We start from the raw sequence: 15,460 nt of genomic DNA, 5'->3' as shown, positions 1-15,460 counted from the left end.
CTCTCAAAATATGAAAACTTATTTATTTTCAGGCTATCGTTTCATGCAAACGGTAATCTGGGCCTATTCGCTGATCCTCAGTACTTCTCTGTACTATGCACAAAACAAGATCTATGCAAGTTCACAAGCAGTGTTTTCTGAAGGATTATGCGTAGGATGTAATGTTCAAAACCCCAACAATGCTGTTGGAAACAATGAAGACAATTATTCTTCCCTGAAAATTCCATTAGGAATAGCCAATAAACTCGGACAAGTTTTATATTTTCCAGCAAGTACAAAATTATCAAAACTTGTCATTGGTATAGGCACTGGCAACAGTGCGCTCTCAATAGCCCTTCTCAATGGAGTTACAGTAGAGTTAATGAATGGAAATGATATTTATTATGGTGCTATAAACATAGGCAGTAACCTTCTTAAGATTAGTACCCAAGATCCACAAAGAGGAATTATTGAGCTTCCTTACATCACTGTTCCCTATGACCGTGTTAGAATAACATTAAACTCAGGACTTCTAACCTTAAATGATGAATTCAGAATCTATTATGCCTATCGTATGGATATTCCAATATGCTCCTCTCCACCTAATCCACTTCTTTATTATCCTTTTAACGGAAATACAACAGACACCGTATCAGGTGTTAGCTTACATACCGTAAACAATAACCCTGCGTTCAAAAACAATCAGGTATGTAATCAAGGTTTAGGACCAATACCTTTAACAGATCAAAGTTATAACCTTCAAAGCCCTCCAATGTTTACATCTATTCCTACAACACCAAAAACCATTTCATTTTGGGCACGTGTTGATGCCCCTGAAGAGGGGTTTTCACCACCTTTTCTTAATTTAGAAGCTTTCGGAAGACATATTAAGATAAAACCTGAAAATGCACATTTGGGGTATGGTGTTGATTCTCCTTATGACCTTGTATTCCCCATCACTTCTGGTAAGTTTAACTTTTATACAATGGTTTTTGAGCATGAATGGTTTCGAAGTGGTACTATCCTAAGGCGTGGCAGAGTATGCTTATATATTAACGGGCAGCCAGCCTATATTACTGATCCAATAGACCCCCAAAAAAACTGTTTACAATGGATAGGGTATCCTATAGCTAAAAAGTATTTCGAAATTTCTGTCAATGGGGCACAACTTGATGAGTTAGTCCTCTATGACAGAGTACTTCCTCCTCTGGACATACAAGTATTATACAATTCTTATAATATTCCAGTCTCACCTGTTCCGTCTACAAATAAAGGAGCAATCACCAATGAAATACTCACTGTAACCCCTAATCCTACTACCGGACAGATTACCCTGGATGGAAACATGCTTTTAGTAGATTCAGATATTTCCGTGAGAAATATATCCGGAGAAGAAGTATACCATTCGAAATTCACTTCAAAAACGTTTGATCTTCCCTATACTTTGCCAGGAGGTGTGTATATTCTTACCTTACAAACGAAAGACAAAAAAGTATATACCCGTAAAATTATCTTAACAAGATAAAACTCATCGTATTTAGTTCATATAAGAAGGCAGGCCTAAACAGCCTGCCTTCCTATATACTCCCATTTATGATCTTCCATTCTTGTAAAGCAGCATCAACGCTCTTCTTATTATACAAAAGCCCCGGTCAAAATTGGCCGGGGCTAAATGAAACAAAATAGCTATGCTAAAACTATTTTTTAATCAGTTTTTGCTGATATACTGCTTTATCCGTTACTGCTTTTAGAATATACATTCCTTTTGGTAACATACTCATATTGATCTGTCCGTTGCTGAATGGCGTATTCACCAATTTACCTGAAGCATCGTACACAGAAATAGTTACAATTTTCTCCTGAGTTTTGATCATAAGAATATCTGTAACCGGGTTCGGATAAATACTAAACTCCAGTTTTTTCACCTCAGCGGTAGCTAACGTAGAACCAAGGCTGTTTACTGTGATTGTTTTTTCTGCCGTCTTACCATTAGAATTAAAACGGATAACAATACTGGCTGTTCCCGAAGCAACAGGAGTCAATACCAGCTCATCATTATTATTAATTACTGCGGAAACTACTGCCGGATTGTCATTTGACTGTATAGTCTTCACAATTGAAGCTGTATTATTGTCTTCATCAGAAACCCCTGTTTTCAAATCAATTGTAGTCACATTTCCTACAGTAACCTGTGAAGGCAGCGTATTGTTCACCACCGGAGCTGTATTATCCGGGAATACCGTTAATGCAGGGAACCAGTAATAGTCACTCAATATTCTCGTACTGGTAAGGCTACCATTAGCATCATAGATATGAACCCAGTTTTTTTGATAATGGCCTCCTGTTTCGGTAGTATTTACAATAAGTTCTCCCGTCACTGGATTTACACGTAATCCTGCTCCATAAGGAGTCTGCTTGTAAGTTCCCGTCTGTCCCGGAATGGTAATAAAATTTTCATTAAAGCTTTTAGCCGTTACATCAAATTTAACGATCCTGTTTCCGGAACCCCAACCTGCAGATATAAACCAGTAGAGTGTATTTTCTGTGTTGCTTGCTGAAAAACTTCCTGCATTCCATGCTCCCCAAGGATCAGGATATGTTGTGGTAGGAATGACATAGAACTGAGTGGCAAAAGTAGTAGGATGGATATTTACTACCGCCTGACTCTTAATGGCCCAGATACTTCCGTCTTTAGCCTGAGTAACAGAATAGAAGTCTCCGGTAATGGTAGTAACAAGGGTATCGGTTTTAGGATCAATGACTAAAATACCTTCTCCCTGTTTTACTGCAAACACATATTGTGAAGTACGGATCATGTTTCCCACCTGATCACTGTAAGGTCCTCCTGCACCTGCCGTACCTGGAATTAATCCTCCAACCTGAAGGTTATCGATATTAAATAAATAGACTCCATTGGAAGCTCCGATATATCCTTTATGCTCATTTACTCCTACAAATGATCTTCCATCACCTCCTCCGATATTATCAAATGCGGCTAGTTTCTGCATTGTTTGCGCATTGGCAACCACCAGTCTTCCTCCAGGTGTATATTGAACATCTCCAGGGTCTGCCTCCTGCTTTGATACAAAGTAAAACTTATCCCCATAAATGGTTCCAAATTGGGTAGTGGCTCCAAAAGCATGGTTGTTATTAGCCTCACTATATACACGGTAACTGATCTGTCCGTTATTATTTATAAAGTTTACCGATCCGTTTGTATGGCCGAACCATTCTTCATTAACGATAAAGAAACCCTCTGTAAAACTTGTCGGATTAAAACGATTAGCAGGGTTCATCAGACTCATAAGGCTTGCAGAAGCAACATAAGGAGAAACCGGAGTCATCGTAGAAGAAATGGGAACTGAAGTGAATGAAGGATTGAAATTCCATACATCCCATGAACCGTTTTGCAACGTACGGGAAGATGCTCCTACCCCGGAGTATCCAAAATTAGCGCTTGCAGGATTTTTTATCCAATAAGACCAGTATCCTTTAGTTGCCCATCCGGACTGCCAGTGGTCGTTAGCATCCACTCCGGTATAATTATCAAAATTATATGCTGTGGTATTAACAATTCCGTTTACCGGAGAAATCGGAGATGCTGTATTTCCGTTATAATACAGGGCATTGAGATTTTGCCCGTCCAGATCGAAACCAAAACCTCCAACTGCTGTTCCCTGTGGTGTTCCCTGATAAAGCAGTGTAAAAAGTCTACGATCTTCTTTAGCAATTGCTTTAATCATGTCTGCGCCTGTAGCAGTTCCGTTCCATCTGAATCCCCAAACCAGGGCATCCGGATTTTTACTGTCGTTCCACTGTACTACAAAAGCAGCTTCGTTTGAGCCTGTTCCTACCCAATACTTAATCTCGGAAAAACTGATTGATGGTGCTACAGCTGCTCTAAGCTGACTTGTTTCCGTTCCCTGAATATCATTTCGGAGAACACCCTGAACTTTTATCTGTGCATTGGTAAAAAATGCAAATAGAAAAAGCAGAGTAAAAAGATAAAACTTTTTCATTTCTATTAATTTAAAATTTATTGTATGGTCTACTGTTATTTAAAGTATAAATCATAAGCTCCTGAAACTTCTGTAGAAACTTCGCCTACCCATCCGGCTTCCTGATTGATTCCCGTGTATACTTTGACAAAGTCGATACCCGGAAGTTTTACATATCTGCCATTCCTGTCTACCGCCCAGGAAATATCAATATTAGAAGCATCATCTTTATTGGGAGCATTGTCTGCGTAGCCAAATTCATATGATTTTCCTACCCAATACGATCCTGTTCCGCTTTGATCATAATAATTATCTTTAAGCTTAGTCCCTGTAAAACTGTAAGAAGCATCGGAAAACCATAAAGGATAATAACTTTGTAAATGGAACATATTCTTTGTTTTAAATCCATTATTCCCAAGATTATCCTGCCATTTGATGTATTCTGTGTCAACCTGCCAGCCTAAACTTCCAGAAACAGGAGGTTTATTCTCAGCGGGCTTGAAATAAGTTATGCTATAATCTTTTACGGTTGTATTTTTAAAATGCTCACTTCCTGCAATTTCGTACCATTCATTATCATCAGGCTTTCCGTTTTTGTTTCTGTCGTAGGCCACTACAATAATTCCCGGTTCACAGGATCCTGAACGGGGGTCAGCAGCTGTATTTCCAAAAAAGGCATTTCCAAGGATTTTAAAATCTCTTCCATTCAGGTTGGGAATCGTATGATCAAATCCAAAAACGACATAGCCTCCAAAACCACCAAGGCTTATTTCCTGAAAACTGGAGCCTATCAAAGATTCTCTTGCTTTCTGAAGCATATTTTCAGCAGTATTTCCCGGTTCATATTCGGGAATCTTATTCATAAACTGTCCGGGAGCCGGGCGATACTCAAAAACCTCAGCAATATACTTGCTGTAGGTAGCCGCTTCTTTTTCCACTATTATTTTAGAATGATAGGTATGAACATTCCCATTACTTTCTATCTTAAGTGTCAATGGATAAGTAGCAACTACCGGACTGATAAATTCAAGTTCTGAACTTTGAGAAATAATGGAATCTTTCACACTCCAGGTAAAGTTTCCTGAAATATTGGTGGGAATGCTCAGAACTTCAAAACGTTCAATAGTATAAGAGTCATCCAACCCGTTAAATACAAAATTATCCTCATCATCATGTTTACAGGCTGTCATTCCTATGAGAAGAAATGATAAAAAACCTGTTTTTAAGTAGGTGAAAGTATTGATCTTCATGTTTATCAGTTTTAATTATTTATATAGAAAAGTAAAATGGGCAGGGATATTTCCTCCCTCGGTTTTCCATTTGAAATGGCCATTTTTATCGAAACAGTACACGAAGCCCATTGCAACATAGTTCCGGGCATCAGTAATATAAACATCCTCTGTAATTGGGTTCACAGCAATTCCGTAAGGGGTTTTTATAACATTTTCATATTCCTTATCAAAAATTCTGTCAGAAATAATCTGTTCTGTTTTTACATCAATAATCCCGAATGTTTTTTGAGAGGTATGGGTATTGTAATTGAATTCATTTCCATAGAAATAAAGTTTGTCATTCACAATCGTCATCTCGCTTACCGCCATATGAAAGTCTTTTTTTATCGTCCCTGTTGCAGCGTCAATCAGATATAAACTGGAGGGCACTGAATAATAATCTCCCCGGGAGCTTACATACAGGTCACCATAACTGTCTTTTTTAAGCCGGTGAAGATTAATGGCAACATCTATTTTTCTGGTTTCTGTAAAACTATTTAAATCGATTACAGAGACTGTTCTGTCGTAGTTTGGAGCCATATATCCTCCGGAATTGGCTACAAAAAGCTGATCCCCAACAATTTCTATTTCCTCAGGCTGATATCCCACTGCGGCCTGGCGTTGTATAGCCAGAGAAGCTGTATCTATTTCCACTATTTTACCTTTGGGTGCATTAGGATTGATATCTACAGGGCCTGCATAACTGCTGGCATAGCCCTTTCCGTTTTTAAATGTTAAATATCTGCAGTTCTGTAAGGGGATGGACGTTATACGTTTGGCTGTTTTAGCATCCAGCACTTCAATTTTATTGGAAACATTGACCACGATATACAGTTTGCTTCCGTAAATTTTAATATCATTTCCTACATCCCCCAATTCTTTGATCACATTAGGGTTCACTTCTGCATACATATTCCGATAGTAAGTTCCTTTGGTATAGTCGAAAAAGTCAAGGGTACATTTATTGCTTCCCATATTCCCTTCATTCAATACGTAAAAGCCTTTAATAGCAGTATTCTCAGGTGCTGCCAACCCTTCCACCACTTCCTGACGGACGATAATATCATCGGTACGGCAGGCCACAAAAAAAACCAATATGAAGAGCAGGAGACAAAAGTTTATTTTTCTCATAAGGTGAAGTTTAGACTAATTTTAAAATTTCTTCCCGGCATGGGATAGTTTCTGACCACGTCATAATATTGATTGAAAATATTATTCATTTCAAGGCTTAGCTTAAACTGATGTCCTGAGTAGTCAAATCTTTTCTGAACAGATAAATCATGGGTATACCAGGGCTGGACAAAATTATACTGAATATTATCCTGTTGCCCATCGTAACGTTCTCCAACATAGATCACGCTGTAGTTGAAATTCCAGTCACGGTAGTCTGCCATCAGTGTAAAAGATCCACTATGCCAGGGCGTGTAGGGGATCTGCTTTTTATAAAAGGTATCGCCCGGGGTGATATCATCTCCCGGATTACTGATATCTTTCGCACTTTGATAGGTATAAGAGAGTAATGGTTTGATTTTTACGTTGCCCCACATCATTTCTGCCTGAACATTTACATCTGCTCCTATGATATCAACCAACCCAAGATTCATCATCATCCAGCGGAACATATTTCCTGTGGGTGCCGCAACTATCTTATCTTTTACCCGGTTGTAATAGCCATCTACCTTCGCATAAAAAGCTTTAAAAACAGGATGATTATATTTTTTCTGATAGGTAAATCCTACATCATACTGCGTAGTAAACTCCGGTTTCAGAAAAGTACTTCCAATATTGGTATAATAAAGATCATTGAAGGTGGGGAGTCTGAAAATCTTTTTATAGAAAGCCCTAAAAGTAAGCTCCGGAACAGTAGCCGGCTGGTAGCTCATAAAAACAGCAGGAGTCCATTCACTTCTGTCCTCAGGTCTTTTATTCCGTTCTACTTCTTCAAAAGTAAAAGTACCCAGCAAACTTCCTAAAACTTTAAACCTGTTCCATTGATAGGTAGTAGCCAAAGCCACCAATGTGGTATAGCGGGTAGGATAAGAAAATTGATACAGGTCTGCATCCAGATTATTGTACTGGAAATCCCCGCTCAAACTAATATCCCAATTGGAACTCACTGTATATAAATTGGAAGAAGATATATAAAGCTCCCTTTGAATGTAGGTATTATCTGAATATTTAACTAACTGAGACTGTACCGTATCCAGAAAACGGGTATAATCGTAAGCAAATTTTGCTTTAAGCTGAGTTTCGAATTTAGGGAATAACTTTTTCCTCAGATTGGCCTGTACAAAATAGTTCTCATCAAACATCCTTGCCCCTCGCCCATCAAAACGGCTGTTAACAACAGGAGCAGGAATACCCCGATTTGAAATATATCCATATCCACGGATATTCCAGTTTCCGTTATTTAAAGTTCCATTCAAGGAGGTTTCAAAACGTTTTGCTTTAATATCAGAGTCTCTTCTTTTAGCAATCGTATCATACGCCTGCTCTCCATTAGGATATTTTTTCTCGTAACGGTATTTGTAAATACCATCACTTTGCAGAAATTCGGCACTGAAACTGGCAGAAGTTCTCTGTGATATTTTTTGTTCCAAACGGAAAGAGGGATTGAATAAATCAATGGATGCACTTTTTGCCCTCAAAACAAGATTTGTTTTTCTTGTTCCGGTAAATACTGGTGTTTTGGGCTGCAAATAAATAGAACCTGATGATCCGAAATCTTTTGCCGGCTGAAAGATCTCACTTTTCTGACCGTTGTATAATGATATTTCTTCCAGATCATCCAAAGAATATCTTCCAAGATCCACAAGGCCGTTCTGCGCATTTCCCAGCTGAATTCCGTCATAAAAAACTCCTACGTGCTGGCTTCCCATACTTCGGATATTAATGGTCTTTAAGCCTCCAATTCCACCGTAGTCTTTGATCTGAACACCGGAAAAATACCGTAAGGCATCTGCAACAGAGTGGCTGTTCAGTCTTTCAAGCTCTTCTCCCTGCAATATCTGAGCAGGAACGATTTCTTTAAAGCTCTTTTTATAAATATTGACAGCCTTAATAGCTTCTTCCTTTAAGGTGTCTTTTTTCTTTGTTTGAGAAAACAAGAATTGTGATGTTAACACCAATATTGTGAAAACAACTTTATGAAATTGAGATGTAGTCAGTTTTGCCACCATTAGCTCATTTATGAATAATGATGACGCTAATGGATGTAAGAAAGCAACGACAAAGCACAGTGGTCACTGCACAAAATCATTGTTGTCCTAAAGCTTTATTCCACGAAAGCGTCAAACGTTTATGGTCTGGCAGGTCTTCTGACTTACTCCATTTTTGAAATCCTTCCCATTAAAAAACAGTGGATATAATCTTCAAAAATTTTGGTGTGGAGCTTACAGCAGCGGGTCTGTTCCGGATTCTCACCGGATTCCCTTTTAAAAGCTTTTTACAGCTTACCAAATTTCGGCAAAGATAGAAAATAATTAATATATATTCACAAATAACAAAATGATTTACAATATTATAAAAGCATGTGTACCAAAGGTAAATTTTGAATAGAAAAATACTAAAGTACAATAGAATTCGTGTAAAAATTACAGGTATGATTTTAAACGCAAAGTTTAAATATCTCCCATCTGAATAAGTATGATAAACATTAAACTTTGCGTTAAGGATCAACTATATCCCAATATTCAGGAAAATACTGAACCTTGATTTTGCTTCTATATCTCCTCCTGCAAGATGGGTATAAACAGGAAGCATAACTTCACTTCCAAGACTGAACTTTTTATAGGAAGCCTCAAAGCCCAACTTTCCATATAATGCACTTCCGGCAGTATTAGGCAGCGCTTCATCAAACTGTTTATTCTGAGCATACACTTCTCCCTGAACCCCTGTCTTTAAAGAAAATATAGATTTTTCATTTCCCGCAACCTGATAAAAGCCTGTTGCTGCATAATTCCATTGGTTTCCAAAGCGGTACTTCTTTTTATTTTCTGTTTTAATGGTATAATCTGTATTAAGCAATACCGCAATTTTATTCTTCTGAAATTTATAATTCAAAGCTGCTTGATAATCCCAGCTTCCTGTTCCCAGCTGAAAACTCGGATTAACTCCTGAAATTCCTTTTTCATCAAACTTACCCAAAGGAATTTTTACGCCCAATCCACCGTTCAGCTGATGGAAATTATCTTTCGAACGCATCAGTTGATAAATTCCCATAACATTTAGGTCACCGATCCCATTGATCCTGATATCGCCCTGCATTGTTTTCTTTTCGTGAAAATGAAATGGAAGGCTTGCATAAACACTGAATTTCTTTGTCAACGGAATTTTTCCCCAAAGCTGTATGGTATTAAAATACTGATCCTGCGTCAGATCTTTTACAAATAAATTTTCCTTTGCTTTATAATGCTGGGCAAAATACTTGATCCCGATAAACTGAGGATTTAGTAATGACTCAAAACCGGATGACCCATTTCCCGCCGCACAGCCACAGGCATCACAATCATCAAAATCAAAATCAATTGTATTAAAACTCTTTTGGGGAATATAAGCGCTGTCTTTGATTATCTTCGCCTGAATCACAGTACCTATGAGCAAGCTTACAATTAAAATTATCTTCTTCATGTCAATTTAAATTATTCTGCAAATTTTGGATTGGATATAAAATTTTTGTCTGATAGTGTTTTCAGAAAGGCGATGATGAATTGTTTTTCCTGTGTATTCATTGCAATTCCGATATGGTTATTCTGTTTCAGCTGTGGATCGAGATTAGGATGATTTTCTACCCCATCGGTATAAAAATTAAGCACGGCATCTAACGTATAAAATCTTCCGTCATGCATATAAGGAGCTGTATATTCTACATTCCTCAAGCTGGGTACACGAAACTTCATCCAGTCAATCTGATCAAGTGTCACACGATAACGCCCCGCATCTTTAAATTGGGTATTATAATACATCCCTGTATTCCGGAAACTTTCATCAGTAAACAGTTCCCCACTATGACAGGAAGCGCACTTCTGATTAAATACGGCCATTCCCTGCGATTCTGCGGATGTAAAAACCTCCTTTCCCTGTCTAAATCTGTCGTATTTGGAATCAGCAGAGATCATTGATGCCATAAACTGGGATAATGCTTTTAAAACCCTTTCTCCGGTAATATTTTCATCTCCATACGCTGCGCTGAAAAGCCTTTTATACTTCGGATCATCTTTTATTTTCGAAATAGCTTCCGGCATAGAACTGTCCATCTCATTTACATCTGTTATCGGAATAATAGGCTGTTCATTTAAATTATGAATCACGCCGTCCCACATATATCTTTTCAGGAATGCCATATTCTGAATGGGCGGAGCATTTCTGATTCCTATTCTGTCATCCACACCATGGCTTACCGTATGACCGTGATGGGTAAAAGCATTTTCCTGAATATGGCAAAAACCACATGAAATTGTATTGTTACGGGAAAGTCTTCCTTCATAAAATAGTTTCCTTCCCAACTCTACTCCATTTTTTGTTACCGGATTGGCCGATTGATCAAAACTCATCTCAGGAAAATAAGAAGGAAACTGAAGACGATAGACTTCATCTTTCTCCAATGGCTGAATCACCTCATCAGAACAGGAAATAACGCTCATCAGTAAGATCACCAGAAATAATACTGTCTTTAAAAAAAAATTAATCATTGTGAACGTGGTCTACTTTAAACATTTTTGTAAGGTTGTTGGTAACATCTGCCAGATGCTGGCTTGAACCCATCATCATATCATTAGCCGTAGTAAGCATAAGCTGCTTATCACCGCTCAAAAACTGATTCAGATCTGCCAGAATATGGACAGATGGCCTGATCTGAGCTGTAACCCTGGCCGTAGTCGGTAAATTCAGTGTAATTTCCCTGTAAAGATCAGGAGTATTATTAGCTGTTACATTTCCCATGTTCCCTGTATGGTTCATAAATTCAGTAGTGGGAGATCCCGTTCCGTACTTCCCTTCCAGTTTTACAAAAACGTAGCCTGCTGCCCAGGACCAGGACATTCCCTTCTGCTTAGCCTTAGTCCAGAACTCAGCCTGTCCGTCCTGTCCGAGTAAATATGCTTTCTGGCTGATTCCCAAACCGAATTTTATTTTTTTATAATTGTTTTTGGGTATGCCTTCTAGATTCAGATAGACAATTCCGGCTACAGCATCAGCCTGATCTATGATAAATGCTCCTTTGTCAGGATTATTTTCATTGTATTTGAACTCGTTTCCGCTTTCATCAATCAATGCAATATTACTGACTACATATTTCAATGTGGAAAAATTATGTTTTTGCCCTTGTAAGGAAGTTTGTGTCGTCTGGTTTAAAACAATATCTCCTAAGTTATTGAAACCGTTTTCAAATTTTATCTGAAGATTTCCGGGTGTTGTATCCTGAGGATTATCGTCATCCCTGTTACTACAAGCAGAAAAAGAAAATAGAGTTAAGGCAATAAAGAGTAATGATAAAAATTTATAAATTTTCATTGTTGATTTTTTTAGTTGAATACAATTTTTGAATGTGCTGTTTTGAATGTGAAAACATTCTTTTTTACCGCAAAAGGCACAAAGCTTCTTACACTTAAGTTCTTTAAGTGATATGTTTTGCGCATAGTAAGGGCACTTAAGTTTTTGAAAATCTTTTGATTTTCAACTTATCTGGGCTTTTGTGGCTCAATAATGATGTATAACTTAAAAAACCGGAGGTTTGAAAATAGGATTCAGAAACAGAAAAGAATAGGCTGCTTCATAGATAAACTGACCATTGGAAAAAGGAATTTTCCCGGTAACTGAAATCTCTGTGATGCCAGGAAGGATATAAATATCAAGAATTTTTTGCCCCGAATTTTTCGCTTTACTAAATGGCGACGTTTCGGAATCATTAGCTTTTGCCAGCTCTTTGCTCAGGAAACATTTTCCGTTACAATGAATCTCTGGCTTACTTTTATTAATACACAGGGTATTGACAATGTAATCATAATTTACAGCATACTCCACTATAGGTATCAGAGGCCTGAACACCATATAACAAGTAAAGAGTATGCTGCAAAATAATTTCATAGGGTTATTTTTTGCTTAAAGCGGCATCATACCTTCTGCTTACTTCTTTCCAGTTCAGTACATTCCAGATGGCAGAAAGATAGTCTGCTCTTTTGTTCTGATACTTCAGATAGTAAGCGTGCTCCCAAACATCAATTCCCAGGATAGGAGTTCCTTTTTCTTCCACGATATCCATTAGAGGATTATCCTGATTGGGAGTTGAAGAAACAAATAATTTTCCGTTCTTATCCACAGACAGCCAAGCCCATCCGGAACCGAAACGATCCGCACCGGCCTTGCTCATTTTTTCTTTGAAAGCATCTATACTTCCGAAAGACTCATTGATAGCCTTCGCTAACTTTGCTGATGGCTGGGTATTTTTTTCAGGAGTAAGGATCGTCCAGAAAAGCTCGTGGTTGTAATGCCCTCCTGCATTATTTCTTACTGCAGGACTTAATTTTGAAGTCTCAGAAAGAATCTTAATTAAGGTTTCTTTTTCCTGTGGAGTTCCTGCAATCGCTTTATTCAGGTTGCTGGCATACGCTGCACCATGCTTTGAATAATGGATCTCCATTGTTTGCGCATCTATTGATCCTTCCAATGCATTATAAGCATAAGGTAAAGGAGTTTGCTTAAATTGAGCCAGTGTAAACTGAGCCGCCAATACTGCTCCTAAAGCAGCTATTTTCATAATCTTCATAACGTTTTGTTGTATGGTTAAACAATATTTTCATTAATAAGGAAGCTTAGGGCTGGAAGTAATTTAGTTGATCTCAATTAGCAGACAAATACATACTAAATATCTGCATAGAGGCACTTCAGAACTCCATCTTCCAGCCTATTTCAATAATTTCCTGATATCTTCAATCAGAATTTCGCGGTCAGGGTGATATTTCCCTGTTAGCTTTGGGCTTTTCCCATCTGGATCTTCATAATTCAATCCTGAATAATAGAGGATCGGCATATTCTCTTTATTGTATCGGCAGCGGATATTTCCTTCCTGATCTACCAGGGCAATCATTCCACTGTGATTAAGACTTTCCCCTTCATTCTCCTGATCTCCAACATAAATATTGAATTTATCTGCAAGATCCCCGATATATTTTCTGTCTCCCGTCAGAAAATGCCAGTTGGGAGATTGAGCCCCAATTCTTTTAGCATGTTCTTTTAAAGCTTCCGGAGTATCATTTTCAGGATCAATACTTATGGAAATAATTCCAAAATCAGGATTATTAATCTGATTCTGAATGGCCTTCATATTGGTATTCATCACAGGACATATGGTAGGACATTTACTGTAGAAAAATTCTACCAGATATACTTTTCCCAGCATATCTCTGTTGGTGATTTTTTTACTGTTCTGATCAGTCAGGTTAAAATCAGGAACTTTCATAACAGTATAAAGATTTTTTTTAAAATATCCCATTCCTACCCCAATACCCAGAAAAAGCAACCCAAAGGCCACAATGGGGATAATAATCTTTGTTTTATTGTTAGCTTTATTATTTTTTGGCATATTTCTCAGGACTTTTTTTGAATTCATCTTTACAGTAAGCACTGCAAAAACCATAGGTTTTATTTTTATATACAGCAGTGTCTTTCAGGAACTCTGCGGTTTTCATATGACAGATCGGGTCTTCCCCGTTCACTACCTGTATATTCTTTATATTCTCTTTAGAAGAGCTCATGCTGCTTTTATGTTTCACCTGAGGTGTTTCTTTAGCACATGCTAATAATGATATTGACAACAACGCTGTCAAAATAATCGGAGATTTCATTTTGATATAAATTGAAATTAATAATACTATTAAACGGAATAGATTGTTAGCTATTGTAAAGCATAACATTAGTGAAAGCAATCAGAACTCAGTATTAAGTTCAGGAATACTTTCAACCACATAAACTAAAAACATAGTTTAAAATAAATTTACGCTAACGGAGGATGGAATATTCTGGAAAAATATCCCGAAGGGTGAAAGTTAACATCCTTTGTATGCGGAGTTTTCACAGACAGATCAAGTTCTTTTTTATATGAAAAAGAAAGGATTTCATTGGAAAGAAAAACATCAAGCCCGGCAATCTTTATTGTTTGAGAGCTATTGGATTGTTTTTCTGTTTTTGCCAGTTCTTTTTCCACATAGCATTTCCCTTTACAGGTCGACTGGGGTATATCTCTTTTTTCGCAAAGATTTTTTACGATATAATCATAATTAACAGCGTAATTGACCAATGGCAAAACGGGACGTAATGCAACGGTAAAAATGATGAATATGGAAATGAATAACTTCAACTATTCTGTTCTGTGATACAAATATACTATTTCAAAACTGTTTTAAGCCTTATTTATGATGAAAGTCATTAATGGTTCTTATGAATATAATATACTGTTACCTATAAAAATAATAAAACTGTATCTGTTGCTATAATTATATTTTTCCGACCTTTGAAGTAAGCCTCATAATTTATACCATGCTTCAGATAAGACAAGCGATCCCTGAAGATGCACCACATATTGCATTGTTGGGAAGAGTTACTTTCACCGAAACATTCTCGGAATATTTCCGCGATACACAGGATCTGTTCGATTATTATGAGCAGACTTTCGCAGTATCTAAAATAAAAGCAAGTATAAAGAACAACAATAACAAATACTGGATTGTATTTTGGAATGAGCTGCCTATTGGGTATGCAAAATTGAAAGTGCATTCTACTTCTGAGTTTATCGGCTCTTCCACGGTTTCACAATTGCAAAAGATCTATGTGCTGAAAGAGTTTTTGGATAAAAAAGCAGGAAAGGTATTAATGGAAGAGCTTATGTCTTCTTTTAATACTTCCGACCAGACTCATATTTGGCTTTCAGTTTTACATTCGAATGAACGGGCTTTACATTTTTATTATAAAAACGGATTCTCTAAGGTTGGAGAACATCAGTTCAGCATAGGAAAGGAAATATTCGATTTTTTTGTACTGTCAAAAGAAAAATATTAGTTCTTTATAAAATTTAATCTTGTTAAAAGGCTCTATTGATGTATTTTGGTAGGGCTTTTTTATTGTTATAGCCAAACGTAAAGGCCATTATATCCAGTATTTTCAAAGAAATATCATATAAAAAGCTCCACTGAATCTTCAGCAGAGCTTATGAATATAATT

14 protein-coding genes and 1 riboswitch are annotated in these 15,460 nt (G+C 37.3%); of the genes, 2 read left to right on the top strand and 12 right to left on the bottom strand.

Going from position 1 to position 15,460, the window contains the following annotated elements; genetic code table 11:
• Positions 1-10: 10 nt before the first annotated feature.
• Entirely contained in the window at positions 11-1,504 is a 1,494-nt protein-coding gene (locus tag LQV47_RS03710) for a T9SS type A sorting domain-containing protein (RefSeq protein ID WP_230034004.1), read from the top strand.
• Between the two features lie 172 nt (positions 1,505-1,676).
• Here LQV47_RS03710 and LQV47_RS03705 read toward each other — a convergent pair whose 3' ends face one another.
• The 12 genes from LQV47_RS03705 to LQV47_RS03650 all read right to left on the bottom strand — a co-directional run bounded on the left by LQV47_RS03705 (position 1,677) and on the right by LQV47_RS03650 (position 14,600).
• Positions 1,677-3,998, bottom strand: coding sequence for a DUF5074 domain-containing protein (locus LQV47_RS03705; protein WP_230034002.1), 2,322 nt, complete (start codon positions 3,996-3,998; stop codon positions 1,677-1,679).
• 35 nt (positions 3,999-4,033) lie between these two features.
• Entirely contained in the window at positions 4,034-5,227 is a 1,194-nt protein-coding gene (locus tag LQV47_RS03700) for a cell surface protein (protein ID WP_230034000.1), read from the bottom strand.
• 15 nt (positions 5,228-5,242) lie between these two features.
• Positions 5,243-6,379, bottom strand: a complete 1,137-nt coding sequence (locus LQV47_RS03695) for a DUF5074 domain-containing protein (RefSeq protein ID WP_230033998.1) — start codon at positions 6,377-6,379, stop codon at positions 5,243-5,245.
• Positions 6,376-8,355 (bottom strand): TonB-dependent receptor, encoded by a 1,980-nt coding sequence (locus LQV47_RS03690; protein ID WP_354960227.1) that lies wholly within the window; start codon positions 8,353-8,355, stop codon positions 6,376-6,378. Before LQV47_RS03690 ends, LQV47_RS03695 begins: the two co-directional genes overlap by 4 nt.
• Positions 8,356-8,537: 182 nt before the next feature.
• Positions 8,538-8,723: riboswitch (cobalamin riboswitch) on the bottom strand.
• Positions 8,724-8,926: 203 nt separating this feature from the next.
• Positions 8,927-9,877, bottom strand: coding sequence for a transporter (locus tag LQV47_RS03685; protein WP_230033994.1), 951 nt, complete (start codon positions 9,875-9,877; stop codon positions 8,927-8,929).
• A gap of 11 nt (positions 9,878-9,888) precedes the next feature.
• On the bottom strand, positions 9,889-10,938 hold the full coding sequence (locus LQV47_RS03680) for a cytochrome c peroxidase (protein WP_230033992.1): 1,050 nt from the start codon (positions 10,936-10,938) through the stop codon (positions 9,889-9,891).
• Positions 10,931-11,758 carry an MbnP family protein gene (locus LQV47_RS03675; RefSeq protein ID WP_230033990.1) on the bottom strand — a complete coding sequence of 276 codons (828 nt, stop codon included), beginning with the start codon at positions 11,756-11,758 and terminating at the stop codon, positions 10,931-10,933. Before LQV47_RS03675 ends, LQV47_RS03680 begins: the two co-directional genes overlap by 8 nt.
• Before the next feature lie 204 nt (positions 11,759-11,962).
• The gene (locus LQV47_RS03670) at positions 11,963-12,331 is read right to left on the bottom strand and encodes a hypothetical protein (protein WP_230033988.1); all 369 of its coding nucleotides are present in this window, start codon (positions 12,329-12,331) and stop codon (positions 11,963-11,965) included.
• Between the two features lie 4 nt (positions 12,332-12,335).
• Positions 12,336-13,010, bottom strand: coding sequence for a superoxide dismutase (locus tag LQV47_RS03665; protein WP_290368636.1), 675 nt, complete (start codon positions 13,008-13,010; stop codon positions 12,336-12,338).
• Positions 13,011-13,148: 138 nt separating this feature from the next.
• On the bottom strand, positions 13,149-13,826 hold the full coding sequence (locus LQV47_RS03660; RefSeq protein ID WP_230033987.1) for an SCO family protein: 678 nt from the start codon (positions 13,824-13,826) through the stop codon (positions 13,149-13,151).
• Positions 13,813-14,088 carry a YHS domain-containing protein gene (locus tag LQV47_RS03655; protein ID WP_230033985.1) on the bottom strand — a complete coding sequence of 92 codons (276 nt, stop codon included), beginning with the start codon at positions 14,086-14,088 and terminating at the stop codon, positions 13,813-13,815. Before LQV47_RS03655 ends, LQV47_RS03660 begins: the two co-directional genes overlap by 14 nt.
• Positions 14,089-14,237: 149 nt before the next feature.
• Complete coding sequence (locus LQV47_RS03650) at positions 14,238-14,600, bottom strand: hypothetical protein (protein WP_230033983.1); 363 nt, start codon at positions 14,598-14,600, stop codon at positions 14,238-14,240.
• Between the two features lie 179 nt (positions 14,601-14,779).
• Here LQV47_RS03650 and LQV47_RS03645 point away from each other — a divergent pair, with 179 nt between their 5' ends.
• Positions 14,780-15,298, top strand: coding sequence for a GNAT family N-acetyltransferase (locus tag LQV47_RS03645; RefSeq protein WP_230033981.1), 519 nt, complete (start codon positions 14,780-14,782; stop codon positions 15,296-15,298).
• Positions 15,299-15,460 lie beyond the last annotated feature (162 nt).

Origin of the sequence: Chryseobacterium sp. Bi04 (assembly GCF_918698085.1) — a bacterium.
Classification (GTDB): Bacteria; Bacteroidota; Bacteroidia; order Flavobacteriales; family Weeksellaceae; genus Chryseobacterium.
Note: the sequence above shows the minus strand (reverse complement) of the source record. Positions and strands in the feature narration are given on the sequence as shown.

Bases quoted from the DNA above. Each gene is read 5' to 3' on its own strand.
- LQV47_RS03710 (WP_230034004.1), top strand. From the start codon at position 11: ATGAAAACTTATTTATTTTCAGGCTATCGTTTCATGCAAACGGTAATC.
- LQV47_RS03705 (WP_230034002.1), bottom strand. From the start codon at position 3,998: ATGAAAAAGTTTTATCTTTTTACTCTGCTTTTTCTATTTGCATTTTTT.
- LQV47_RS03700 (WP_230034000.1), bottom strand. From the start codon at position 5,227: ATGAAGATCAATACTTTCACCTACTTAAAAACAGGTTTTTTATCATTT.
- LQV47_RS03695 (WP_230033998.1), bottom strand. From the start codon at position 6,379: ATGAGAAAAATAAACTTTTGTCTCCTGCTCTTCATATTGGTTTTTTTT.
- LQV47_RS03685 (WP_230033994.1), bottom strand. From the start codon at position 9,877: ATGAAGAAGATAATTTTAATTGTAAGCTTGCTCATAGGTACTGTGATT.
- LQV47_RS03680 (WP_230033992.1), bottom strand. From the start codon at position 10,938: ATGATTAATTTTTTTTTAAAGACAGTATTATTTCTGGTGATCTTACTG.
- LQV47_RS03675 (WP_230033990.1), bottom strand. From the start codon at position 11,758: ATGAAAATTTATAAATTTTTATCATTACTCTTTATTGCCTTAACTCTA.
- LQV47_RS03670 (WP_230033988.1), bottom strand. From the start codon at position 12,331: ATGAAATTATTTTGCAGCATACTCTTTACTTGTTATATGGTGTTCAGG.
- LQV47_RS03665 (WP_290368636.1), bottom strand. From the start codon at position 13,010: ATGAAGATTATGAAAATAGCTGCTTTAGGAGCAGTATTGGCGGCTCAG.
- LQV47_RS03660 (WP_230033987.1), bottom strand. From the start codon at position 13,826: ATGCCAAAAAATAATAAAGCTAACAATAAAACAAAGATTATTATCCCC.
- LQV47_RS03655 (WP_230033985.1), bottom strand. From the start codon at position 14,088: ATGAAATCTCCGATTATTTTGACAGCGTTGTTGTCAATATCATTATTA.
- LQV47_RS03645 (WP_230033981.1), top strand. From the start codon at position 14,780: ATGCTTCAGATAAGACAAGCGATCCCTGAAGATGCACCACATATTGCA.